Origin of the sequence: Rhodococcus sp. PBTS 1 (assembly GCF_001620025.1) — a bacterium.
GTDB classification, from domain to species: domain Bacteria; phylum Actinomycetota; class Actinomycetes; order Mycobacteriales; family Mycobacteriaceae; genus Rhodococcoides; species Rhodococcoides kroppenstedtii.
Genome location: NZ_CP015219.1, coordinates 2,558,236 through 2,576,431 on the forward strand (window position 1 = coordinate 2,558,236; position 18,196 = coordinate 2,576,431).

Sequence of the window (18,196 nt, forward strand, 5' to 3'; positions counted from 1 at the left end):
CTAGGGACGCGGCGGCGGATCCGCCGCGACGCGCGGTCGTTCGGACTCGGTCCGAACATCCGCATCGCCCTCGGCGACGTCTCCCCCGGGCCGTCGCGCGTCGAGCACGATCCAGTCGGACTCCGGCCGCCACGGATCGAGCGACCACGTCGAGAAGCGTTGCACGGCGACGAACCCCACCGCCGCGAGGTCGCGCTGCGCATCGTCCGGCGAGTAGGCGCGATCGGTGGCGAAGCCCGCGATCATCCGGCCACCCGGCCGGAGGGCGTCGTACCACCGACGCAGGACCGTCGCCTCCGTGCCGGGGGCGAGGAAGACCAGCACGTTGCCCGCGGCGACGACGGCGTCGAACGACGCCGGATCGACGGGAACGGTGAGCAGGTCCCCCAGCACGACGTCGATCCCGGCGCGCGTCCGCGCCTCGGCCACCAGAACGGGGTCGAGGTCGACCCCGGTCACGCGGTGACCGCGACGCGCGAGTTCGGCGGCGAGCCGCCCGGTGCCGCACCCCGCGTCGAGAATGCGCGACCCGCGGGCGACGGCCGCGTCGACCATGCGAGCCTCACCGTGCAGGTCGGCGCCGGATCGTTCGAGTTCGCGGAACCGCTCGACGTACGCGTGCGAGTCGGCCGCGGAGCGTTCGAGATGCCACCGCGTCGGCGCGCTCATCGGTCGAGGTAGAAGCGTGCGGTCTCGGTGGCGACCGCCGCGACGACGTCGGCGAGCGGTCGGTCGTCCGGTGTCAGGGCCGCCACGGCGTCGGCCAGGGCGGCGTCGCGCAATCCCTTCTCGCGCAGCAGGTCCCAGGCCCGGCCGATCAGTCGCACCGATTCGGCGTGGGTCAGGTCCGGCCGATGCGAACGCAAGGCGGTGGCCGCCCAGTCGGGATCGAACGTCCCGCCGGGCGGCCCGAACACCCGCTCCCCCGTGGTGTACGGAACGGGGTCCGAAAGCTGCTCGCCGCGCGCGTCGTCCGTCACCCCGCCACGGTAACCCGCGTCAGGCCCCCGCGGCGGTCCCGGCGGACGACTCGGCTCCGGCCGACTTGGCGCCGGCCGACCAGGCGTAGGGCAGATCCTCGCCGTTGAGGACGTGCGCGCCCACCGAGCGGGCCTTGTAGAGCACCGGGTTGTGCACCGAGATGGTGCGGGCGTTGCGCCAGTGCCGATCGAATCCCGTGCGCTCGGAGACGATCGAGGCCCCACCCACCTCGAACAGCTGCGTCGTCGCGGTCAGCACCAGATCGACGACGGTGTTCTGCGCGTGCGCCGTGGACAGTTCGGCGCGGTCGAGTGCCTCGGCCCCGTCTTCGGCCCCGCCGGCCTCGACCGCCCGCGCGACGTCGGCCGCCGCGGCGAGCACCAGGGCGCGGGACGACCACGCCGCCGCCTCCAGTCGGCCGATCAACTGCTGCACCACCGGGTCGTGCCGCGGCAGGTCCGCCGCGGCATGGGTGTAGCTGCGCGTGCGCCCGCGAACCCAGTCGATCACGTCGTCCGCGGCGCGACGCGCGATCCCGGCGAGCACCGCGAGCTGCACCAACTGCAGGTACGCCGTCGCGTAGGTGCGGCCGGGGCCGCCGTAGCCCGGCCCGAGAAGGCGATCCGCCGGCACCTCGACGTCCGTGAAGACCGTGGTGCCGCTGACGGTGAGGCGCTGACCGAAGCCGTCCCAGTCGTCGCGCTGGGTGACGCCCGGTGCGTCCGTGTCGACCAGGACCGACACTCGCTCCCCGTCCAGGTCCGCCGCGACGAGGATGTGGTCGGAGTACAGGCTCCCGGTGCTGTAGAACTTCTCGCCGGTCAAGCGCAGGGTGCCGTCGTCGGCGCGGGTCACCGTAGTGCGGTACCGGTCCACGGCGCCCACACCCGGTTCGGTGATGGCGTTGCCGACGAGGGTGCCGCCGGCCACGGCCCGCAGCCACCTCTCGCGCTCCGGGCTCGGGTCGGCCGCGAGCTGGTCCTCGACGAAGCTCCAGTGCACGCGCAGCGCCTGTGGCAGGTTCGATTCGGCAGCGGCAAGGTCGATCAGGAGCGCGAAGAGCTGCTCCACCGAGGCCCCGAGGCCGCCGAACTCCACGGGGACGCGCAGCGCGCCGAACCCCGCCTCACGGAGCAGGGCGATCTCGTCGTGCGCCAGGCGGCGGTCGCGCTCGCGATCGAGAGCACCGGCCGCGATGCGCTCGAACACGGGCCGGAACCGGGCGGCGAACTCGGCATCGGACGGGCGGGTGGCTGTTCTGCTGTCGGTCACGGCGGGAACGATGCCGTCCCGCCGTGGCCCGTCACAGCATTGTGCTCGAGCCGATTCTTTCCGCCGCCGCGGGCTCTACGGTCCGTGCATGTCCTCGATCGTCGACGTGCTGACCCGGCTGGGCCTGGCCGATCGGGTGCCCGCCGAGGTGCTCGCCGATCCGCATGCGGCGCTGCTCCCCACCCCGATCACGTCCGACCCGTTCTTCGTGGACCCGGCCCCAGCCGACACGCCCTCCTCCGACGTCCCGCCCGGCACCGTGCTGCGCAGCCGCGAGATCACCGGCCTCGTACCCAGGCCGCGCACTCGCCTGCGTCAGTTCGCCGTCGCATCGCGCGACGCGCAGGGCCGCCCGGTCACGGTCACCGCCTCGCTCATGGAACCGCGACGCCCATGGCGGGGGCCGGGGCCACGTCCGGTCCTGGTCCACAACGTCGCGATCGACTCGCTGGGGCTGGCCGCGACGCCGTCGTACCGCCTGGTGCACGGGCTCGGCCAGGACTTTCCGGCGGTGGTTCCGCTGTGGCTGCAACGCGGGTACGCCGTGCTGATCGTCGACCACGAGGGCCCGCGGATGGCCTACGCGGAGGGCACCATGGCCGGGCACGCCGTGCTCGACGGGCTGCGCGGCCTGCCGAGCCTCGACGAGACGTACCGCGACAGTCCCGCCGTCATGTACGGCTACAGCGGCGGCGCCATCGCCACGGTGTGGGCCGCGCAGCTGCAGCCGCACTACGCACCGGAGGTGCCGCTGATCGGGGCGATCGCCGGCGGCACGCCGACGAACGTCGGGCTGTTGCGCGAGACCATGAACGGCACCATCGCGTCGGGACTGTTCGGCGCCGCGGTGATCGGTCTGGCCCGCGAACACGAGGCGCTGGCCCGCGAGTTCGGGCCCCTCGGGCTCTATCTCGCCACGCGCATCAAGAACCTGTCCGTGGTTCCGCTCGCTCTCGGCGGACTGGCGCGGCTGCCCCTGGAGGCACTCGCGCACGATCCGAACGTCTTCGACTCCCCCGTCGCGCGCGCGGTGATCGACGCCAACACTCCCGGAGCCGCCGCGCCGACCGTACCGTTCGCGTTCTACCACGGCGGGCGGGACCGCTGGATTCCCGAACACGGCGTGCGGACCCTGGCCGACGACTGGCGCGCGCAGGGTGCGGACGTCGAAGTCCGCCGCGTCGTCGGCGATCACTTCGTGGGGTCGGTGTCCGCCCTGCCGTTCGTGACGCGGTGGGTGGCCGCGCGATTCACGACTCGGTGAACAATCGAGTCTGCGACTCGGTGATCCACCACGCGGCGTAGGGCGGCATCCAGGACAGACCGGCATCGTCGGGTCCGATGACGTGGTGAGACAACACCTCTCGCGGATCGGCGACGTGGCGGGTGATGACGTCGTACGGCACCGGGCGGTGCTCGCCGGTCACGTTGACCAGGCCGAGCAGGGTTCCACTGGGGTGACGACGCAGGACGCCGAGCACGCCGTCGTCGAGACCGGGAACGAGGTCCACCGGCGCCTCGGCGTGCAGCATGGGCAGGCCGGCGCGGGTTCGCATGATGTGAGCGAGACCGTCGTACGCCCGCTGGGCGTCCGATCCCGGCTCGCGGCACGCGGCACGATCGGCGTCGGTGACGGCCGGTCGATGCACCCATCTGTTGTCGGCGGCGTGCGCGGGGTCGTCGGCCCACGCGGGGTCACCCGGGGACGCGATCTCGTCCCCGCTCCAGATCACCGGGATGCCGCCCCACACGGCGGTCAGCGCGTGGGCGAGGAACAGCCGGGCGAACGCGCCGTCGGGATCGCGACGCGACGGCCCGAGTCCGGTGAGCGCCGCCGTCGTGCCGCTGATGCGCCGGTCACCGGTGTCCGGATTGTGTTGGAAGACCAGACCTTCCGCCGGAGAGCCCGGGAAATCGCCCGTGTACCAGTCCGACAGGAACCGACGATGGCCGTCTCCGCTCAGGCCCACCGCGGCGGCGTCGCCGTCGTCGATGGCCCACCCGATGTCGTCGTGACACCGGACGTAGGTCACCCACGTCCCGCTGGACGGCGTGGGCGGCAGGGCGCCGAGTGCGTGTTCGGCCAGTCGGGTGGAGCCCGACGCCAGCATCGACCAGATCTGCACCATCAGGCTGTTGTGATACGCGACGTCCGATACCCGGCCCGTGTGCCGGCCCTGCCCGAGGTAGGGCAGCAGCTCGCGGGGTCCCACGATGGCCTCGGCCTTGAACAGCACTGCGGGCGCGGCCATTCGAGCCGTGGCGCGCAGTGCCTGCGTGATCGCGTGCACCTCCGGCTGGTTCTGGCAGTCGGTGCCGAGGCGCTTCCACAGAAAGGCGATGGCATCGAGTCGGAGCACCTCGACGCCGAGATTGGCCAGATACATCACGATCTCGGCGAACTCCACCAGCACGGCGGGATTCGCCCAGTTCAGGTCCCACTGCCACGCGTTGAACGTCGTCCAGACCCAGCCGTTCACGTCGTCGTCGAACGTGAAGTTGCCGGGCGCGAAGTCCGGGAAGACCTCGGGCAGGGTGCGCTCGTAGGCGTCGGGCGTCTCGCGATCGGGGTGGATCAGGAAGTAGTCGCGGTACGCGGCCTCGCCGGTGCGGGCGCGTTCGGCCCACTCGTGTTCGCGCGCAACATGGTTGAGGACCAGGTCGACGACGAGAGAGATGCCGCGGGACCGGAGGTCCGTGGCAAGGTCGCGCAGGTCGTCGATCGTGCCGAGGTCCTCGCGGACGGCCCGGTAGTTCCGAACGGCGTACCCACCGTCGTTGTCACCGGGGCGCGGGTCCAGAAGCGGCATGAGGTGCAGGTAGGTCACGCCCAGGTCGGTGAGGTGATCGAGGCGCTCCCCCACCCCCGCCAGCGTTCCGCCGTAGCGGTCGGCGTAGCACGCGTAGCCGACCATGTCGGGGCGGCGGAACCAGTCGGGATTCAGCAAGCGACGGTCGTCCAGGGCGTGCAGCTCGGCGGGCCGGGCCGCGAACCCCGCGGCCGCCGTCGTCACCAGCCGAGCCGCGACGTCGTCGGGCGACGGGTAGACGGCCGCGACGGCGTCGTGCAGGTCCGGCCACCACCGCTCGAGTCGCAGCGCGAACGCGTCGCGACGATGTTGCGGCAGATCGGCCAGAGCGGCGTCGACGAGGTCGGTGATCGCATCCGGAACGGCGCTGCGCGGCATGCGCGGATTCTGTCACTGGTTTGACCGTCGAGGCCGTAGGGGTACTGCGACGCATGGTCAACTTCGGAGAGATCAAACGCAAGCTCGACGCCAACGAGGACAAGGTCGAGAAGGGCCTGGACAAGCTCGGCGACGCGGCGAAGAAGAAGTTCGCGGGCCACGACTCGCAGATCGACCAGGGCATCGACCGCGCCAAGGACGCCATCGGGGAGAAGAACTCCGAGCGTCGCGACGCCCCGCCGGCCTAGTGGTTCCGCTGGGGGGACGCATCGGGGGCGTGCTGGACACCGCGCTCGACCTGGCGATCGTGCCGGGGTACAGCCGTGTCGGCTCCTGGGTGCGGCGTCGATTCTGGGCCGCGGACGCAGCGCCCTTCCCGGCGACGGTCGACGTGGTGGTCACCGGAGGCGGATCCGGGCTGGGTGCCGCGACCGCTCGACGGTTGGCCGAGCTCGGCGCGCGGGTGCATCTGGTGGGGCGCACGGAACGTCGCCTCGACGCGTCGGCGTCGGAGATTCGGCACACGGTGCCGGGTTCCGCCGTCGAGACGCATGTCTGCGACGTCAGTGATCTGGACGCCGTCGCCGCCCTCGGGACGGAGCTCGCGACCCAGGTGACGTCGCTGCATGCCCTGGTGCACTGCGCGGGAGTGATGCCGCCGTCACGGATCGAGACGGCGCAGGGGCACGAAAGCGCCTACGCAACGCACGTCCTGGGCCCGACCCTGCTCACCTACGCCGTGCGGCCACTGTTCGACGCCGGCTCGCGGGTCGTGTTCGTCTCGAGCGGCGGGATGTACGCGGTGCCGCTCACCAACGCGGATTTCGAGTACCGGACCGGCCGATACTCCGGCACGACGGCCTATGCCCGCACCAAGCGCATGCAGGTGGTGATGGCCGGGCTGCTCGGCGACCGCTTCGACGGACCCGACGATCCGGTGGTCCACAGCATGCACCCCGGCTGGGCGGCCACTCCCGGCGTGACCGATTCGCTACCGCTGTTCGACACGGTGATGCGACCTCTTCTGCGCTCGGCCGACGAGGGCGCGGACACCATCGTCTGGCTCACCGCCTCCGACACACCGTTGGCGACGACGGGCGGCTTCTGGCACGACCGAGCCCCGCGCCCGACCCACTATCCCCCGTGGCGACGCGACGATCCCGAGGTGCGCGCCGCTCTCTGGCGCGACGTGACGGCGGCGACGGGAATCGGCTGATCGGTCACCGTGCGCGGCGGACGATGTTCACCACGGTGCCGTCGGGTGCCCCAGCCGAGGTCGAACTCCACCTCGCTCAGGCCGAGGACGTCGCGATAGAAGGGGGGCCGCCGACGGGATGTCGGCGACGGTCAGGTTGGCGGTGATGCGGACGACTCCACGGCGACCTCCTCGCGCTCCGCGGGTCGAGATTGACATGGCGTTCGCGTGATCGACACGGGTTCGTGCGTGCATGTCATGGACTGTGTCGGTGGGTGGCGGTACACTCGAACATACGAGCGACTGGGGGGTCGACAACATGGTCGGGATGCAGGTGGGGACGCAGAACACGGCGGTGCCGTGGGCGGCGCTCGACCACACCGCCCTCGGTCTGCCCGCTACCACCGACCTCCCCTCCCCGCAGGCACTGGACGCGCTGGTCCACGCCGCCGCCGGCGTCGCGTACCTGAAGTGGTTCGAATACCAGCTCGCCGCCGCCATGCACGCCGAACTGGTGGAACCGTTCGAAGACGAGGACCGGCGTGAGCTCGATGCGTTCACCCGCTGCGCCGCCACCATCGCCACCACCATGTCGATCACGCAGGGGGCTGCCCGCACCCTGCTCACCGACGCCGTCGCCCTCCGCGACCGGCTCCCTCTCGTGGCGGAATGTTTGCGGGACGGGGTGGTCACCCCGCATCACATCCGCACCATCGTCTCCCGCACCGAACTCGTCGAAGGACAGTGCTACGCGGCGTTGGTGGACGCCGACATCGCCCGTGCTCTCCGCAGAGCGGGGTCGTGGTCGCCGGCGCGGATGGAGGCGATGGTGGACACGATGGTCGACCGCCGTGATCCCGATGCCGTCCGCGCCCGGCGGGAGAAGGCGAAGCGGAATCGGGAGTTCACCGTCGAGATCGGCCGTGACGGTTTGGCGACGGCGACGGACACCCGGCCGGCGGAGGACATCGTCGCGCTCCACGCGTCCGTGACGAGGTTGGCTGCGCAGGTGTGCCCGAAGGACACCCGCTCCAAGGCCGCGCGGGCCTCCGATGCGCATTACGCGTTGATCACTCAAACCGGATTCGGCTGCAACTGTGACCGCCCCATCACCGACTGCCGCTACAAGAGCGTCGATGTGGAGAAGTTCGCGGCGAATTCTCCGCGGATCTTGATCCACCTCGTCACCGACACCACCACTCTCACCGGCCCCGTCCCCGCCCCCGAGAACGAGCGGGTGTGCCGGTCACCGCAGCACCTCCCCCGACCGGATCTGGCCGTGGACACCTCCGCGTCGGTGACGACCGAACCGTCCGCGGCGGAACCCGTTGCGTCGGAGCCTGCTGCAGCAGAAACTGTTGCGCCGGAGACCGTTGCACAGGGAACCGTTGCTACTGAGCCCGTTGCGTCGGAAACGGCTGCGGCACCGTCGGTGTCACCGGATCGCGTCGACGTCTCTGCGGACCGTGATGCGGCCGCCAGTGACGCTGCGGTGGACCACACGAGGGGGTGCGAGGAGCCCGTGGGCCTGGACTTCGTCGACGGCGTCGGGTTCCTCCCCGGCATCGGCATCATCTCCGGCGCCCACGTCCGCGACCTCGCCGCCGACCCCCACACCGTCATCCGACCCCTCGGCGACGGCACCGACACCCCACTCCCCGCGACACAACCCTCGAACCCCTACCGCCCCTCCGCAGCGCTCGACGCCTACGTGCGTGCCCGAGATCTGTTCTGCACCTGGCCCGGCTGCAACAGACCCGCCCGGGACGGGGACCTCGACCACATCACCGAATACGACCACACCCACCCCGAGAAGGGCGGGCGTACCAGCGCGACCGGACTCGGCGCCAAATGCCGCTTCCACCACCTACTGAAGACGTTCGCCGATTTCGTGGACGATCAGTACCCCGACCCCACCGACCCGAGCCGATTGATCCGGACCATCGCCATCCCCGACGGGCGCACCGTCCTCGGACCGGCGTTCACCGGACACGACGTCCACCCCGGACTCGACGCCATCGTCTTCGGCGACCCACCCGACACGCCAACGCCGCGACGAGCAACGCCGGGCCTCACCGAACGCCGACGACCCGCCCCACGCACCGAGCAGAAACACGCCCGCCGACGACAGGAACGGAATCGCAACCGATTCCGCAGGGTCATCCCACCCGACAACACCCCACCCCCGTTCTGACCTCGGGCGTTCAGGTCGCGGCGGGATGCACCATGGAGACGACCGTCGGGCCGTCGGGAATGTGTGTCGTCGCGGTGAGACCGAAACCGCACCGCTCGTACAGGCGGACGTTGCGCGGGTCCGAGGTTTCTAGCGCGACAGGAATATCGGCCGGTACGGCGTCGAGGGCTGCGCGCACCAAGGAGGCACCGAGGCCGCGTCCGCGACAGCGCGGGTCCACGCCCAGAGTTTCCAGGGTCCACGACCCGGTCGGAGGCGGCGGCGTCACCGCCCCGGCGACCGCCTCCCACCGATCACCGTGCAGGGCCACCACGTCCTGCTGCATGCTCGTCGGCGGCTCCGGCGGATCAGGCGGGAGCAGCGCCACCACACCGGTGACGTCCGCGTCGGCCAGGACGATGCCGTGCTCACGCGCATACTGGAGGTAAAGACACTGCAGTCGAGTCAGTCGGACCGTATGGTCCTGCGCGGGAACGGCCCACCGAGTCCACGGGTAGTTCTCGAACGCGGTCGCGAGCAGCGCCGCGGCGTCGTCGAGGGCAGCGACCGGGAGCGGGCGAAGGGCAAATTCGGTGGAACTCACGAATCCAGTGTCCGACAGGAATAGTTCGTTCGGCAACGAGGTTGAAGCTTCCATGAAGAAGATCGGGTTCCTCTCGTTCGGTCATTGGTCCGACTCGCCGCATTCGCAGACTCGAAGCGCGGCCGACGTCCTGCATCAGTCGATCGACCTTGCCGTCGCGGCCGAAGAACTCGGTGCGGACGGCGCCTACTACCGGGTGCACCACTTCGCGAACCAACTCGCGTCACCGTTCCCGTTGCTGGCCGCCGTGGGTGCCAAGACCAGCCGGATCGAGATCGGCACCGGCGTCATCGACATGAGGTACGAGAACCCGTTCTACATGGTCGAGGACGCGGGGTCGGCGGACCTCATCGCGGGTGGCCGCCTGCAACTCGGCGTCAGCCGGGGATCGCCCGAGCAGGTCATCGAGGGCTACCGCTACTTCGGGTATGCCCCCGCGGAGGGCAAGGATCACGGCGACATGGCCCGTGATCACACCCGCATCTTCCTGGACCTGTTGGAGGGCAAGGGCTTCGCCCAGCCGAACCCGTCGCCCATGTTCCCCAACCCGCCCGGCCTGTTGCGTCTCGAACCGCACTCCGAGGGACTGCGCCAGCGCATCTGGTGGGGAGCCGGGACGCGGGCGACCGCCGAGTGGACCGCCCAGCAAGGCATGAACCTCATGAGTTCGACGCTGTTGAGCGAGGACACGGGTGTGCCGTTCCACGAGCTGCAGGCCGAGCAGATCGAGCGGTTCCGCAAGGCGTGGTCCGACGCCGGTCACCCGTTCGAGCCGCGAGTGTCCGTCAGCCGCAGCATCTTTCCGATCGTCGACGAGACCGACCGTATGTACTTCGGCCGCGAAGGTGGCAGTGGCGATCAGGTGGGCTATCTCGACGGCGGAAAGGCTCGCTTCGGCAAGACCTACGCCGGCACACCGGATCGGCTGATCGAGCAGCTCGCCCAGGACGAGGCGATCGCCGCCGCCGACACGCTGCTGCTCACCGTCCCCAACCAGCTCGGAGTCGACTACAACGCCCACCTGCTGGAGTCGATCCTGACGCACGTGGCCCCGGAGCTCGGCTGGCGGTGAGTCAGGCCGTTCCGACGTCCCGCTGAATCGCCCGGATCACGTCGCCCGGGACACCCCGGGTGAGCAGACCCGCTCCCAGGGGACCGGACGTGCTCGTTCCGAGGGCGGGCAGCCGCGCCAGGGCACGGCGTTCGTCGTCCTTCAGCCGGTCGAGTTGCCACCGCGTCTCCTGCGAGACCGCGTGGGGGTCGTCGGGACGCGCCAGGGCCACCGCCTTGGCCGCGTATCCGGCGGCCCCCAACGCGTGAGCGCCCATGTGCGCCACCGCCGACGCCTGGGCGACGGCCCGCGCAGCGGCCGCACCGGCGGGCGTCGTCGCGGATCGTGCCGCCGTCACCGGCTCCATCCGCCGAGCGATCTCGAGGGCCGCGGTGCTCTCGCCCCGGGCGTAGGCGCGCGTGCGGTCGAGAGCATTCCGCACCACCCCCACCGAGTCGTCGTCGGCGACGAACAGGTCGACCGCTCGACCCGCGCAGTCCGCAGCCCACCGCGCCAGGACGCGTCGATCGTCGTCGGACAGCGTTTGCGGTGACGGCATCCCGCGATCGTCCCACGCGGCACCCACCCGTCGTACCCTGTCACGATGGCGCTCGACGACGGCCCGTTCTACCACGGCACCAAGGCCCATCTGAGTCCCGGCGATCTGCTCACCGCCGGTCGCCGGTCGAACTATCGGCCCGACGTCGTCATGAACCACATCTACTTCACGGCCCTGATCGGCGGCGCCGGCCTGGCCGCCGAATTGGCCGCGGGCGACGGCGACCCCCACGTCTACCGGGTCGAGCCGACGGGCGAGTGGGAGAACGATCCCAACGTCACCGACAAGAAGTTCCCCGGCAACCCGACGCGCTCCTACCGCAGCCGGGACCCGCTGCGCGTCGTCGAGGAGATCCACGACTGGCCGCGTCTCGCCCCGGAAGCGTTGCGGCGGTGGCGCGACCGCATCGCCGTCATGCGAGACGAGCTCGCCGAGATCATCAACTGACCTTGCCCGTCACACGTTGAAGCGGAACTCCACCAATGTTGGTATGTCGACCACTCGCGCCGCCGTTCCACTGAATCCCCTGCGCCGTCTTGCCGGGCGGCGCTCTACCTGCGAATATCGCTCGACGCGACCGGCGGGCGGCTGGCCATCGACGGGCAACGGGACCTGTGCCGAGAGATCGTCGAGCGGCGCGGGTGGACCCTGGTCGGCGAGTTCGTCGACAGCTCGATCAGCGCCTCCGACGCCCGCAAGGTCCGCCCCGGGTGCGACGCCCTCGTCACCGCTTACGCCGAGGGGCAGTTCGACGCTCTCGTCTGTAACGACATTGACCGCCTCACCCGCCAGCCGCGACAGATGGAGGACTGGCTCGACGCCGCCGTCGACCACGGCCTCGCCCTCGTCACTGCGAACGGCGAGGCCGACCTGAGGACCGACGCCGGGCGCACGTTCGTCCGTGTGCGGACGGCGTCCGCACGGGGCGAGGTTGAGCGCAAGAGCGCACGCCAACGCGACGCCGCGTTCCAGAGGCGCATAACGGTCGGCCTCCGCTCGGCGTCAGACTCACCGGCTACACCCCAAGGGGTGAGACCGTGCCCATCGAGGCCGAGATCGTCCGACGAGTGTTCGCGTTGATTTACAGCGGCGAATCGCTCAAGAATATCGCCCGCACCCTCACCGACGAGGCCGCGCCGACGCGAGCTGTCCTGCGCGCCAGAGACAAAGGCCAGCCCGAGCCCGCCGCACGGTGGAACCCGAGCAGCGTCCGCGACATCTTGACCAACCCCCGCTACGCCGGGCGCGTGTTCTACAACGGTCAGGTGCTCGACGGGGTGCGGGGCGACTGGGAAGGTCACCGAGGAGGTGTTCGACGTGGTGGCGGCGCGCATGGCCGACCCGCAACGACGCACTCAGACGGGCACCGACCGCCGACACCTCGGATCCGGCCTGTACGTGTGCGATGTGTGCGGCGAGACCATTCGGGCGTTCGTCGGAGGCCAATATCGATGCAGGGACGCCCACGTCAACCGCGCCCGAACCCAGATCGACAAGTACGTCATCGACGTGATCACCGAGCGGCTGACTCGGCCGGACTTCGGCGCGCTACTCGCGCCCGATGACCCGTCGGTTGCACCGCTGCTCAACGAAACCGCGTCGTCTACGCGCTCGGATCGAGGCGGTGGCGGCTGAGTACGATGCCGACATCATCGACGGCGTACGGAGGCGGAAGAAGACGGACCACCTTAAGGCCGAAATGGCCGACGTCGATCGGCAGCTCGCCGCCCGTCGCAGCGGCTCAGCCCTCGGCGAGACCGCCGCCGCTGACAATTCCGCCGAGGCATTCGAGGCGGCCTCGCTCATGGGCCAGCGCGCGATCATCGACGCGCATTGCGAGGTTCGGCTGCGCCCGGGCACGCGCGGCTCGCGCACCTACCGGCCCGAGACGGTCAAGGTTGTCTGGCGGGGCTTATCGGCGGGCTATCGACGAGGGTTCACGATCCGGCCATTACTGTGCAGGCGTGGCCAGCGAAAACAACCAAGGTCGGGTATTTGCCGTGCGGTTCGTGCCGCCTGAGAGCGGCAGCCTGTTTGAGACGCCGACGGAACAGCTACGCGCACGTCTGACGCCGGGGGCGTCGAGCGAGAGCTACGGCCGAGAGTGGCGAATCGGTCGGGTTCAGACCCGCGACGATGTGTTAACTGGCCGACTTGGATTCTCGGGCGAGGGAGGCGTCGAGGAGATCTGGGACGATGAGGCGAAGGACTTTCGCGACCAAATCTCGTATCGAGGCGTGACCACTGTGTTCGCCGTTCACCTCGAACAGTTCACCGGGCTCGTGCAAGACCGCGCCCCCGCCATCAAGGTCGACAGCGCGATTCGCGCGTTGCGGCTGATCCTCAACGATGGAATCAAGGACAAGACCCTGCACTGGAAGGTCGAGGCATATCGGCGTAAAGCGACTCTGTCAGAGTGGCGTCGTAGTGTCACCCGCGTGACCAAGGTCCGATTCTCCCTCTCCGAGCCCAACCCATCGTGGAAGGGTTCGCGGAACGTCGAGGACCTTTTCAACGAAACCGGGTCGCGTTCGGCTACAGCAATTTTCGAGAATGCGCTCGGTCTCAACGTCGACGCCGAGTTCATCAAGCAGTCCCAGAATCATGTTGATCGCGGGTATGGCGATGGCCGCTACACCGGCGTTAAAGAGGGACCGAACGGCGAAGTCACCGAGTCGAAGTACAACTCAGCGATCGGAATTGAGGAACAGAACGACGAGCTAGCAGCAGACCCCAACGGCGAGGTCAATGTCGAGGTCATGCGATCTCACCTGTTGGAGTTGCCGCCGACGTCGGCCGTGGCGACGCTCGCTGAGTCTGACGAGACCGAGGAAGACGAGACCCCTGAGAGCATCCAGCAGGCCGACGACCACGCCGAAGCCGAGATCGAGGACCGCCTGTTACAGGGAAAGAGGGTCTACGACGAGGCCCACGAAGTGCTGGGCGATGACGACGCTGAAGGCGACTCCGACGAGCCCGACGGGGATGCCGAACGCGAGTTGCGTGAGCTACGAGAGATCGCCGACACCGCTCATCTTCCCGAATTGCCGAGCGCAGGGGACAATGGAGAAGGTGACGACGACAAGTAGCACCGCCCCGACCAAGCGCAGCCGACTGGCCGCGTGGTGGAAGGGCGTCGTGTCTGAGGCGCCTCAGATCGTGGGGTCGTGGGACTTCTACGTCGGCGTTCCCATCGGTATCGCGATCGCCTTGCCGACCGCACTGAGCGACGCCGTCGCCGCGTCGATGGGGTCGGCGTTCATCGCCGCTTGCGGTATCGCGGCGGCCATCGCAACCCTCGTCATCACCGCTATGACGGTCCTGATCGCGATCATCGGCCCCAACTACCGACTCCTGCTCGACAACGTCGCCGGTGGGGTGCCGGGGGTCTTGTGGCCATACAAGGTGGTTGCGGTGGGTGCGGTGCTCGCGAGCCTTTCCGCGCTGTGCCTCGGGATCGTGTGGCCGTTGGTGGTGTCGTTCCCGTGGTGGGCTACATGGGTGCTGGCCGCAATACCCCTGGCGCTGCTCGCGTGGTCGCTACTCGGGTGCGTCCAGGTCGTCCTTCAGGTCGCGCGCCACTTCTCTTACAACCAGCGCGCCGACAAGCTCGCCGCCGAGGTCGCCGACCGGCGCAAGCGGGCATAACGACCGCTACCCCGCATCGGGATTGACGTAGAGCGGCGGCTTCTCCAACCTGGGTCCGCACCACGTAGTGCAGGTTCACCAGGACGGCGATCACCGCGTCACGCAGCGCCTGGTGGCGCAGGTGTTTCGGGGTCACCGTGGCGGTAAGTTTGCCGATGCGGATCGGCTCAAACGGGGCGGCGTCACGGGCTCGCACCAACCACGCCACCATCGCTTTCGCGTCCTCGATCTTGACGTCGGGTTGCCGCCGGTCGGCTGAGTCGGTTGACGCAATACCGAGAGCCGCCTTCATGTTCGCGATGTACCACTCCTCGATCGCCGCCGCGCGGTCGATCGAGGCGGCCTCGATGAGCAGGTCGGACCCCTCTGGGTCCGTGCTCGGCTATGTGCAGGTGCAGCGCGCGCCGGGCGACCCGACCGGCGGACTTCGCCGCCCACGTCTCCAGCTCGGGGGTGCCGCCGAGGTCGCCGTCGGGGTCGAACTGGCGCTTGCGCAGATTGGCGACGACCCGACGCATGTGGAGCTGCGCGGCGTCGTCGAGGGGCACGGACTTGCGCGTGCTGTCCCACAGCTCCAACACCAGTTCGCCGATGCGGTTGTTGTATCCGGTACGCACCTGCGCCGGAACCGGCATACCGTCGCTGTGAACGCCGCGCCGGTACCGAGACTTCACGCTCTCCGGATACGCGAACTCCAGCCGCGCCACGAGCCCCTTGTCGATGAAGCGCTCATCCATCAGCGCCTTCTCGGCGGCGCTCGCTTGGGTCGCGACACACACGGTCAGCGCCGGGGCAACGAGCCGCGTCGAGCCCGAGCCCTTGCGGTCAACGGTGAAGGTTTCGTCGGTGTGTGCCCGCAAGAACACACCCAACGCGGAATCGTTCGAGTACCGACCGCGCAGGATCCCGAAGATCTCGCCCTCGGCGTCCGCGATCATCATCCGCTCGCCCTGGTCGGCCATGACCGCGACCAGCGACTCAGTGGTGCTGTCGGAGGCAATCAGCCTCGGGCAGGCCCCGCCGGGCTCGAATCGCCGACGACGGAGATGCCGTCGGTGTCGGTGTCCTCGCCGTCATCGGCTTCGTCTTCGGTGTCGGCGTCGAGGATCACGAGCGGTGCTTCGTTCCACCGGGCCACCAGGTCCGACTCAGCGGCGTGAAGCGGGTCGGTTACCACGGGCGGTACTACGCCCCCGGCGCTCACGCGATGCTTAGCCGGTCGATCTCGGGTCGACGTCGGCCGGTCACCGAGATCTCGACCAGCTCGCCCGATCTCGCCGACCAACGCTGAGCCGGGGCGTCTGCCTGGGCGAGAGCCGTGGCGAGACGCGCCCGCCCCGCACGTCGTGCGTCTACCTGGAGTCGGTAGCTGATTGATCGACGGTCACCTATCCTAATCGGTGAGCTCAGATAGACAACCTGCAGATCACGATGAGCTCAGGGCAAACCGTTCGTAATCTGAAGGTTTAGACCCTCAACCAGAACGCCGCCCGACGGTTGGACGGGGTTAACCTCGACAAGACCTTCATCGACCACGCGAGCGGCAAAGACACCCACCGCCCCAGCTCGGCGCGTGCCTCGACTACCTGCGCGAGGGCGACGAGCTGATCGTGCACTCGATGGACCGGCTCGCCCGCAACGTCGAGGATCTGCGCCGGATCGTGCGCGACCTGACCGGCCGGGGCGTGCGGGTGCGGTTCATCAAGGAGGGTCTGACCTTCACCGGCGAGGACTCGCCCAAGAGTCAGCTACTGCTCACGATGCTTGGGGCGGTCGCCGAGTTCGAGCGCTCACTCATCCTCGAACGCCAGCGCGAGGGCATCGCCGTCGCCAAGGCAGAGGGAAAGTACAAGTGCCGCAGGCCCGTTCTCTCCCCGGCCCACAGCTCAGCAGCTCGCCGACCGGCTGGCCGGGGGCGAGTCGGCGACGGCGCTGGCCGCTGAGAACGGCGTAAGCCGGGCGACGGTCCACAACGCACATGCGCGAGTGCCGGATAGCGCGTAGCCCCGCGATCTCGTCCGTCTTGTCAGGCCGCGCCCCATAGGATTAGCAGGTGACATCTCCCGGCAACCCTGGACTGTGGGCTGGCTATTGGCTTGACCGCCTGAATCCTTGGTCTCTAGCAGTGGCAGGGATTTCTCTGACCGTCGGCGGCGCTCAACTCCAGTGGCCCTGGTACCGCCTAGTGTTTGGTGGCGCTCTTCTGATTCTCGTCGGTGTCGCTATACCAGCCCGGGCCTATTTCACTGTCGAAGCGGTGTGAGGGGTAGAGGAGCTCGTCGAGCGCGCAATGGGCAAAGGCAGCGGAGCCCTCTACTCCGACGGCGACGACGCGATCAAGCTCTGGCACGCCCAGCCGACGACATGAGCCGGTCGGCGTAGCCGATGAGACTGGTGATCAGCATGAGAACCTGGATGCAGTTGCGCTTACTGAACTGACGCGAGGAGACGCCATGCACGCTCGCATGGCGCGAGTAGTAGTTCGGCACCTTGTCGCCCTTGTGCTTCCAGAACTGCTCGTGGGCGTTCCAGATCGGCAGCCAGACCATCGCCTCGTGGACACCCATCTCGTCGATGGCGCCCGGCACGTCCGCGCCCTTCTTCCGATTCGTGATGAGGCGTCGGGCGGCCTGGTCGGGGTAGAAGCGGTAGATGAGCGTGTCGAGCGTGACGGTGAACATCGCCTGGGCCGAGCGGAAGTGTCCAGAACGCATCGCGCCGAGCCCGTCGAGTACGAACTTCAGCTCGTCGCCGACTACGTCGCGGTTCGCCTGCTCAAGAACGGTAGCGCAGTCGTCGGTGATCGACTCGTAACAGTCGCCCAGCACCCGCCGACGGCCCGAGCGGTCCTGTGCCCGGAGCAGGCGGAGCGCTGTGCGGCCGCGCGGCACCAGGTAGAGCGGGATGCCCTCTTGCTCGAGGAACTCATGCACTTGATGGGCCTGGACCTCCCCTGCGTGGCTCCTCAGATTAGGCGGGAGGAGCGCACGGTTGAACCCGCTCAGTATCTCCGGGTCGAAGAGCGGCTTCAGGGAGCCGCGCAGCCCATCTAGCATCGCGGACTGCTGGCTCGCGATTTGCTTGAGCATCGACTCGATCGATGGGCTGACTCCGACGCCCTTCAGCGCCGGGAAGTCGATCATCGGAGCCGTGAACGTCGGTACGCTCACCACGATTGACGCCACCTGCGACTGGATCCGCTCGCTATACGGTTCGAGCGCATTCTTCACCAGCGCGTCGTAGTCCGGCAGCGCCGACTTCATCTGCTCTCGGATAGGAGCGAGCATCTTCGCGACTGCGGCATCCATGCTGGGCATCAAATACTGCGCGAACCTTGGCGGCAGTCGAAGCCTCGCCCCGACGTCCGCAGCAGAGTCTCGGTCTTGCTCGCTCTCCGAGTTGCGCTCCCTCTCTTGGGCAGGCTTGAGATCGTCCTCTCGATCATCGTCGTCGCGTGTCATGGCACTCTCCTCGTTGCCGCGCTCGCGCAAACAAATGCTGCATCATCGAGGCCGTTGTCAGCAC

Annotated in this window: 19 protein-coding genes and 2 pseudogenes; 13 read left to right on the forward strand and 8 right to left on the reverse strand. The window is 68.9% G+C overall.

The genetic code is table 11. The features are described from left to right. Genes A3Q40_RS11560 through A3Q40_RS11570 form a run of 3 tightly spaced genes read right to left on the reverse strand, consistent with a single transcriptional unit; the run spans position 1 to position 2,253 of the window. Positions 1-669, reverse strand: a complete 669-nt coding sequence (locus tag A3Q40_RS11560) for a class I SAM-dependent methyltransferase (RefSeq protein ID WP_069972938.1) — start codon at positions 667-669, stop codon at positions 1-3. Beyond that, positions 666-980, reverse strand: coding sequence for a hypothetical protein (locus A3Q40_RS11565; protein ID WP_068102363.1), 315 nt, complete (start codon positions 978-980; stop codon positions 666-668). Before A3Q40_RS11565 ends, A3Q40_RS11560 begins: the two co-directional genes overlap by 4 nt. A gap of 19 nt (positions 981-999) precedes the next feature. Next, positions 1,000-2,253: an acyl-CoA dehydrogenase family protein gene (locus A3Q40_RS11570; protein WP_068102366.1), complete on the reverse strand. Its 1,254-nt coding sequence runs from the start codon at positions 2,251-2,253 to the stop codon at positions 1,000-1,002. A gap of 88 nt (positions 2,254-2,341) precedes the next feature. On the opposite strand from A3Q40_RS11570, the gene A3Q40_RS11575 reads away from it, so the two are divergent. After that, positions 2,342-3,517, forward strand: a complete 1,176-nt coding sequence (locus tag A3Q40_RS11575) for a lipase family protein (protein ID WP_069972939.1) — start codon at positions 2,342-2,344, stop codon at positions 3,515-3,517. On the opposite strand, the gene A3Q40_RS11580 is transcribed toward A3Q40_RS11575, so the two are convergent. After that, entirely contained in the window at positions 3,504-5,441 is a 1,938-nt protein-coding gene (locus tag A3Q40_RS11580) for an alpha-amylase family protein (RefSeq protein ID WP_068102368.1), read from the reverse strand. The two genes, A3Q40_RS11575 and A3Q40_RS11580, sit on opposite strands and share 14 nt — an antisense overlap. A 20-nt stretch (positions 5,442-5,461) precedes the next feature. On the opposite strand from A3Q40_RS11580, the gene A3Q40_RS11585 reads away from it, so the two are divergent. The 3 genes from A3Q40_RS11585 to A3Q40_RS11595 all read left to right on the forward strand — a co-directional run bounded on the left by A3Q40_RS11585 (position 5,462) and on the right by A3Q40_RS11595 (position 8,830). After that, positions 5,462-5,689, forward strand: coding sequence for an antitoxin (locus A3Q40_RS11585; protein WP_235606279.1), 228 nt, complete (start codon positions 5,462-5,464; stop codon positions 5,687-5,689). Positions 5,690-5,718: 29 nt separating this feature from the next. Further along, the gene (locus tag A3Q40_RS11590) at positions 5,719-6,657 is read left to right on the forward strand and encodes an SDR family NAD(P)-dependent oxidoreductase (protein ID WP_235606280.1); all 939 of its coding nucleotides are present in this window, start codon (positions 5,719-5,721) and stop codon (positions 6,655-6,657) included. Positions 6,658-6,955: 298 nt separating this feature from the next. After that, positions 6,956-8,830, forward strand: a complete 1,875-nt coding sequence (locus A3Q40_RS11595) for an HNH endonuclease signature motif containing protein (protein ID WP_162269846.1) — start codon at positions 6,956-6,958, stop codon at positions 8,828-8,830. 10 nt (positions 8,831-8,840) lie between these two features. Here A3Q40_RS11595 and A3Q40_RS11600 read toward each other — a convergent pair whose 3' ends face one another. Further along, positions 8,841-9,413 carry a GNAT family N-acetyltransferase gene (locus tag A3Q40_RS11600; protein WP_068102375.1) on the reverse strand — a complete coding sequence of 191 codons (573 nt, stop codon included), beginning with the start codon at positions 9,411-9,413 and terminating at the stop codon, positions 8,841-8,843. Between the two features lie 52 nt (positions 9,414-9,465). Here A3Q40_RS11600 and A3Q40_RS11605 point away from each other — a divergent pair, with 52 nt between their 5' ends. Then, positions 9,466-10,485, forward strand: coding sequence for an LLM class flavin-dependent oxidoreductase (locus A3Q40_RS11605; protein WP_068102377.1), 1,020 nt, complete (start codon positions 9,466-9,468; stop codon positions 10,483-10,485). 1 nt (position 10,486) lies between these two features. Here A3Q40_RS11605 and A3Q40_RS11610 read toward each other — a convergent pair whose 3' ends face one another. Beyond that, entirely contained in the window at positions 10,487-11,023 is a 537-nt protein-coding gene (locus A3Q40_RS11610) for a putative immunity protein (protein ID WP_068106038.1), read from the reverse strand. A 45-nt stretch (positions 11,024-11,068) separates the two neighbouring features. Between A3Q40_RS11610 and arr the strand changes: the two genes are divergently transcribed. From arr to A3Q40_RS11630, 7 genes and pseudogenes are all read left to right on the forward strand, one after another. Beyond that, entirely contained in the window at positions 11,069-11,470 is a 402-nt protein-coding gene (gene arr / locus A3Q40_RS11615) for an NAD(+)--rifampin ADP-ribosyltransferase (protein ID WP_068102378.1), read from the forward strand. 147 nt (positions 11,471-11,617) lie between these two features. Next, positions 11,618-12,103, forward strand: coding sequence for a recombinase family protein (locus A3Q40_RS20840; RefSeq protein WP_235606592.1), 486 nt, complete (start codon positions 11,618-11,620; stop codon positions 12,101-12,103). Beyond that, a pseudogene (locus A3Q40_RS20845) lies at positions 12,091-12,231 on the forward strand (hypothetical protein); the annotation flags it as partial. The gene A3Q40_RS20840 and the pseudogene A3Q40_RS20845, both read left to right, overlap by 13 nt. Positions 12,232-12,331: 100 nt before the next feature. After that, the gene (locus A3Q40_RS20850) at positions 12,332-12,658 is read left to right on the forward strand and encodes a hypothetical protein (protein WP_069972941.1); all 327 of its coding nucleotides are present in this window, start codon (positions 12,332-12,334) and stop codon (positions 12,656-12,658) included. Then, positions 12,648-13,043, forward strand: coding sequence for a hypothetical protein (locus A3Q40_RS20855; RefSeq protein WP_069972942.1), 396 nt, complete (start codon positions 12,648-12,650; stop codon positions 13,041-13,043). The genes A3Q40_RS20850 and A3Q40_RS20855 overlap by 11 nt, the downstream gene beginning before the upstream one ends. Beyond that, a complete protein-coding gene (locus A3Q40_RS11625; RefSeq protein WP_157889564.1) occupies positions 12,988-14,112 on the forward strand; it encodes a hypothetical protein in 1,125 nt (374 codons plus the stop codon). The genes A3Q40_RS20855 and A3Q40_RS11625 overlap by 56 nt, the downstream gene beginning before the upstream one ends. 49 nt (positions 14,113-14,161) lie before the next feature. Beyond that, positions 14,162-14,671, forward strand: coding sequence for a hypothetical protein (locus tag A3Q40_RS11630; RefSeq protein WP_157889565.1), 510 nt, complete (start codon positions 14,162-14,164; stop codon positions 14,669-14,671). A 182-nt stretch (positions 14,672-14,853) separates the two neighbouring features. Here the strand turns inward: A3Q40_RS11630 and A3Q40_RS11635 are convergent, their stop codons facing one another. After that, the gene (locus A3Q40_RS11635) at positions 14,854-15,633 is read right to left on the reverse strand and encodes a DUF3987 domain-containing protein (RefSeq protein ID WP_068102382.1); all 780 of its coding nucleotides are present in this window, start codon (positions 15,631-15,633) and stop codon (positions 14,854-14,856) included. A 535-nt stretch (positions 15,634-16,168) separates the two neighbouring features. On the opposite strand from A3Q40_RS11635, the pseudogene A3Q40_RS11640 reads away from it, so the two are divergent. Beyond that, positions 16,169-16,675, forward strand: a pseudogene (locus A3Q40_RS11640) (recombinase family protein). A 332-nt stretch (positions 16,676-17,007) separates the two neighbouring features. Here the strand turns inward: A3Q40_RS11640 and A3Q40_RS11645 are convergent. Next, entirely contained in the window at positions 17,008-18,132 is a 1,125-nt protein-coding gene (locus A3Q40_RS11645; RefSeq protein WP_068106041.1) for a hypothetical protein, read from the reverse strand. Positions 18,133-18,196 lie beyond the last annotated feature (64 nt).

Excerpts from the sequence above, each read along its gene's own strand:
- A3Q40_RS11645 (WP_068106041.1), bottom strand. The coding sequence starts at position 18,132 with ATGACACGCGACGACGATGATCGAGAGGACGATCTCAAGCCTGCCCAA.
- A3Q40_RS11595 (WP_162269846.1), top strand. The coding sequence starts at position 6,956 with ATGGTCGGGATGCAGGTGGGGACGCAGAACACGGCGGTGCCGTGGGCG.
- A3Q40_RS11560 (WP_069972938.1), bottom strand. The coding sequence starts at position 669 with ATGAGCGCGCCGACGCGGTGGCATCTCGAACGCTCCGCGGCCGACTCG.
- A3Q40_RS11610 (WP_068106038.1), bottom strand. The coding sequence starts at position 11,023 with ATGCCGTCACCGCAAACGCTGTCCGACGACGATCGACGCGTCCTGGCG.
- arr (WP_068102378.1), top strand. The coding sequence starts at position 11,069 with ATGGCGCTCGACGACGGCCCGTTCTACCACGGCACCAAGGCCCATCTG.
- A3Q40_RS11575 (WP_069972939.1), top strand. The coding sequence starts at position 2,342 with ATGTCCTCGATCGTCGACGTGCTGACCCGGCTGGGCCTGGCCGATCGG.
- A3Q40_RS11635 (WP_068102382.1), bottom strand. The coding sequence starts at position 15,633 with ATGGCCGACCAGGGCGAGCGGATGATGATCGCGGACGCCGAGGGCGAG.
- A3Q40_RS11605 (WP_068102377.1), top strand. The coding sequence starts at position 9,466 with ATGAAGAAGATCGGGTTCCTCTCGTTCGGTCATTGGTCCGACTCGCCG.
- A3Q40_RS11580 (WP_068102368.1), bottom strand. The coding sequence starts at position 5,441 with ATGCCGCGCAGCGCCGTTCCGGATGCGATCACCGACCTCGTCGACGCC.